Source organism: Micromonospora sp. ATLC20, assembly GCF_057196585.1.
This window is the reverse complement of record NZ_JBXUOV010000273.1, coordinates 1-5,063: the sequence shown is the minus strand read 5'-3', so window position 1 is coordinate 5,063 and position 5,063 is coordinate 1. Positions and strand designations below refer to the sequence as shown.

Genomic DNA, 5,063 nt, shown 5'->3' with positions numbered 1-5,063 from the left:
GCTTCTGGTTGGTGTGTGGTTGTTCTTTGAGAACTCAACAGGGTGCTTGTAAAGCCAGTGCCAATTGTTTTATACCCCGGACTGGTGGCTGTTCTTTCGAGGATGGTTGCTGGTTGGGATTCCTTTGGCAACACTTTTGTTGTCAGGATGCTGTTCGACAAAGATTTTTGTTGGAGAGTTTGATCCTGGCTCAGGACGAACGCTGGCGGCGTGCTTAACACATGCAAGTCGAGCGGAAAGGCCCTTCGGGGTACTCGAGCGGCGAACGGGTGAGTAACACGTGAGCAACCTGCCCCAGGCTTTGGGATAACCCCGGGAAACCGGGGCTAATACCGAATATGACCTCCGATCGCATGGTTGGTGGTGGAAAGTTTTTCGGCTTGGGATGGGCTCGCGGCCTATCAGCTTGTTGGTGGGGTGATGGCCTACCAAGGCGACGACGGGTAGCCGGCCTGAGAGGGCGACCGGCCACACTGGGACTGAGACACGGCCCAGACTCCTACGGGAGGCAGCAGTGGGGAATATTGCACAATGGGCGGAAGCCTGATGCAGCGACGCCGCGTGAGGGATGACGGCCTTCGGGTTGTAAACCTCTTTCAGCAGGGACGAAGCGTAAGTGACGGTACCTGCAGAAGAAGCGCCGGCCAACTACGTGCCAGCAGCCGCGGTAAGACGTAGGGCGCGAGCGTTGTCCGGATTTATTGGGCGTAAAGAGCTCGTAGGCGGCTTGTCGCGTCGACCGTGAAAACCTGGGGCTCAACCCCAGGCCTGCGGTCGATACGGGCAGGCTAGAGTTCGGTAGGGGAGACTGGAATTCCTGGTGTAGCGGTGAAATGCGCAGATATCAGGAGGAACACCGGTGGCGAAGGCGGGTCTCTGGGCCGATACTGACGCTGAGGAGCGAAAGCGTGGGGAGCGAACAGGATTAGATACCCTGGTAGTCCACGCTGTAAACGTTGGGCGCTAGGTGTGGGGGGCCTCTCCGGTTCCCTGTGCCGCAGCTAACGCATTAAGCGCCCCGCCTGGGGAGTACGGCCGCAAGGCTAAAACTCAAAGGAATTGACGGGGGCCCGCACAAGCGGCGGAGCATGCGGATTAATTCGATGCAACGCGAAGAACCTTACCTGGGTTTGACATGGCCGCAAAACTGTCAGAGATGGCAGGTCCTTCGGGGGCGGTCACAGGTGGTGCATGGCTGTCGTCAGCTCGTGTCGTGAGATGTTGGGTTAAGTCCCGCAACGAGCGCAACCCTCGTTCGATGTTGCCAGCGCGTTATGGCGGGGACTCATCGAAGACTGCCGGGGTCAACTCGGAGGAAGGTGGGGATGACGTCAAGTCATCATGCCCCTTATGTCCAGGGCTTCACGCATGCTACAATGGCCGGTACAATGGGCTGCGATACCGTGAGGTGGAGCGAATCCCAAAAAGCCGGTCTCAGTTCGGATCGGGGTCTGCAACTCGACCCCGTGAAGTCGGAGTCGCTAGTAATCGCAGATCAGCAACGCTGCGGTGAATACGTTCCCGGGCCTTGTACACACCGCCCGTCACGTCACGAAAGTCGGCAACACCCGAAGCCGGTGGCCCAACCCTTGTGGAGGGAGCCGTCGAAGGTGGGGCTGGCGATTGGGACGAAGTCGTAACAAGGTAGCCGTACCGGAAGGTGCGGCTGGATCACCTCCTTTCTAAGGAGCACCATCCACCGAAAGGTGGCATGGAGCCCGCGGCCCGCGAATGTCGGGTCGGGGTGCTCAGATGGCGGAGACACTGGCAAGTTCGGCGCCGGCAACGGCCAGAAGTTTTCCTAGTACAGCCGCTTTCGGGTGGTGGGAACGGGGTTCTGGTGCGGCTGGGGACGGATGTAAGCACCCTGTTGGGTCCTGAAAGAACAACCCGAGCGGTTGTTGTTTCAGAGCCTTGGAGACGAGCGGGAGCTCGTCGAGGCGCCAGGCATGGCCTGGTCTCGCAAACCGTAACCATGTGGTGGTTGTAGGTGTGGGGCTGTGGGTTGTGGGTTGGTTGTTTGTTGAGAATTGCACAGTGGACGCGAGCATCTTTGTGGTCAAGTTGTCAAGGGCGAACGGTGGATGCCTTGGCACCAGGAGCCGATGAAGGACGTGGGAGGCCGCGATAGGCCTGGGGGAGCTGTCAACCAAGCTGTGATCCCAGGGTGTCCGAATGGGGAAACCCGGCATCAGTCATGTGATGTCACCCGCACCTGAACACATAGGGTGTGTGGGGGGAACGCGGGGAAGTGAAACATCTCAGTACCCGTAGGAAGAGAAAACAAATAGTGATTCCGTGAGTAGTGGCGAGCGAAAGCGGATTGAGGCTAAACCGGCGGCGTGTGATACCTGTCAGGGGTTGCGTCGTCGGGGTTGTGGGACCCTGCTGAGTGTGCTGACACGCACTCGAGGAGTTACAAAGTCAGTGGCTAGTCGAACAGTCTGGAATGGCTGACCGTAGACGGTGATAGTCCGGTAGGTGAAAGTTGCTGGTCTTCTGTGGGTGTTCCCGAGTAGCGGCGGACTCCTGAAATCTGCCGTGAATCTGCCAGGACCACCTGGTAAGCCTAAATACTTCCTGGTGACCGATAGCGGACGAGTACCGTGAGGGAATGGTGAAAAGTACCCCGGGAGGGGAGTGAAATAGTACCTGAAACCGTTCGCCTACAATCCGTCGGAGCCTTGCGGGGTGACGGCGTGCCTTTTGAAGAATGAGCCTGCGAGTTAGTGGCATGTGGCGAGGTTAACCCGTGTGGGGGAGCCGTAGCGAAAGCGAGTCTGAATAGGGCGTTTTTAGTCGCATGCTCTAGACCCGAAGCGGAGTGATCTAGCCATGGGCAGGCTGAAGCGCGGGTAAGACCGCGTGGAGGGCCGAACCCACCAACGTTGAAAAGTTGGGGGATGACCTGTGGTTAGGGGTGAAAGGCCAATCAAACTCCGTGATAGCTGGTTCTCCCCGAAATGCATTTAGGTGCAGCGTCGCGTGTTTCTTGCCGGAGGTAGAGCACTGGATGGTCTAGGGGGCCCACAAGCTTACCGAAATCAGCCAAACTCCGAATGCCGGTAAGTGAGAGCGCGGCAGTGAGACTGCGGGGGATAAGCTTCGTAGTCGAGAGGGAAACAGCCCAGATCACCAGCTAAGGCCCCTAAGCGTGTGCTAAGTGGAAAAGGATGTGGGGTCGCATAGACAACCAGGAGGTTGGCTTAGAAGCAGCCACCCTTTAAAGAGTGCGTAATAGCTCACTGGTCAAGTGGTTCCGCGCCGACAATGTAGCGGGGCTCAAGCACACCGCCGAAGCTGTGGCATTCACATTTTAACTTCGTATCTCCTTGATGAGGTATGCAGGTGTGTGGATGGGTAGGGGAGCGTCGTGCCGGGGGTGAAGCAGCGGGGTGACCCAGTTGTGGACGCGGCACGAGTGAGAATGCAGGCATGAGTAGCGAAAGAAGGGTGAGAAACCCTTCCGCCGGATGACCAAGGGTTCCAGGGCCAGGCTAATCCGCCCTGGGTGAGTCGGGACCTAAGGCGAGGCCGAGAGGCGTAGTCGATGGACAACGGGTTGATATTCCCGTACCCGCGAAAGAGCGACCCTGATGAACCTCGTTGTGCTAACCACCCGAACTGCCGGCGGTCTTCGGATCAATGGTGGGGAGCGTGGGAACCTGGCGGGTAGTAGTCAAGCGATGGGGTGACGCAGGAAGGTAGCTGAGCCCGGCCGGTGGTTGTGCCGGGGTAAGCGTGTAGGCCGGTGTGTAGGCAAATCCGCACACCACATAGGCTGAGACGTGATGCCGAGCCGATTCAGGTGAAGTCAGTGATCCTATGCTGCCGAGAAAAGCCTCTAGCGAGTTCTTAGCGGCCCGTACCCCAAACCGACACAGGTGGTCAGGTAGAGAATACCGAGGCGATCGGGCGAACTGTGGTTAAGGAACTCGGCAAATTGCCCCCGTAACTTAGGGAGAAGGGGGGCCGGAGACGTGAAGCCCCGCGCGGGTGGAGCGTTGTATGGCCGCAGAGAGCAGGGGGAAGCGACTGTTTACTAAAAACACAGGTCCATGCGAAGAAGTAATTCGATGTATATGGACTGACGCCTGCCCGGTGCTGGAACGTTAAGGGGACCTGTTAGCTCTTCGGGGCGAAGCGGAGAACTTAAGCGCCAGTAAACGGCGGTGGTAACTATAACCATCCTAAGGTAGCGAAATTCCTTGTCGGGTAAGTTCCGACCTGCACGAATGGCGTAACGACTTCCCCACTGTCTCAACCACAGGCCCGGCGAAATTGCATTACGAGTAAAGATGCTCGTTACGCGCGGCAGGACGGAAAGACCCCGGGACCTTTACTATAGCTTGACATTGGTATCTGAATTAGCTTGTGTAGGATAGGTGGGAGCCGGTGAAGTCCATACGCCAGTATGGGTGGAGGCAATCTTGAAATACCACTCTGGTTGATTTGGGTATCTAACTTCGGACCGTTATCCGGTTCAGGGACAGTGTCTGGTGGGTAGTTTAACTGGGGCGGTTGCCTCCTAAAGGGTAACGGAGGCGCCCAAAGGTTCCCTCAGCCTGGTTGGCAATCAGGTGTTGAGTGCAAGTGCACAAGGGAGCTTGACTGTGAGACTGACAGGTCGAGCAGGGACGAAAGTCGGGACTAGTGATCCGGCACTGGCATGTGGAAGCGGTGTCGCTCAACGGATAAAAGGTACCCCGGGGATAACAGGCTGATCTTCCCCAAGAGTCCATATCGACGGGATGGTTTGGCACCTCGATGTCGGCTCGTCGCATCCTGGGGCTGTAGCAGGTCCCAAGGGTTGGGCTGTTCGCCCATTAAAGCGGTACGCGAGCTGGGTTTAGAACGTCGTGAGACAGTTCGGTCCCTATCCGCCGTGCGCGTAGGATACTTGAGAAGGGCTGTCCCTAGTACGAGAGGACCGGGACGGACGAACCTCTGGTGTGCCAGTTGTCCCGCCAGGGGCACGGCTGGTTAGCTACGTTCGGAAGGGATAACCGCTGAAAGCATCTAAGCGGGAAGCTCGCTTCAAGATGAGGTATCCCACCCACATT

General features: G+C 57.7%; 2 rRNA genes. Both read left to right on the top strand.

The window, feature by feature from the left end:
* Nucleotides 1-167: 167 nt before the first annotated feature.
* A 16S ribosomal RNA gene (locus AC2CHG_RS29835) occupies nt 168-1,682 on the top strand.
* Nucleotides 1,683-2,057: 375 nt separating this feature from the next.
* Nucleotides 2,058-5,063, top strand: a 23S ribosomal RNA gene (locus AC2CHG_RS29830); the annotation flags it as partial.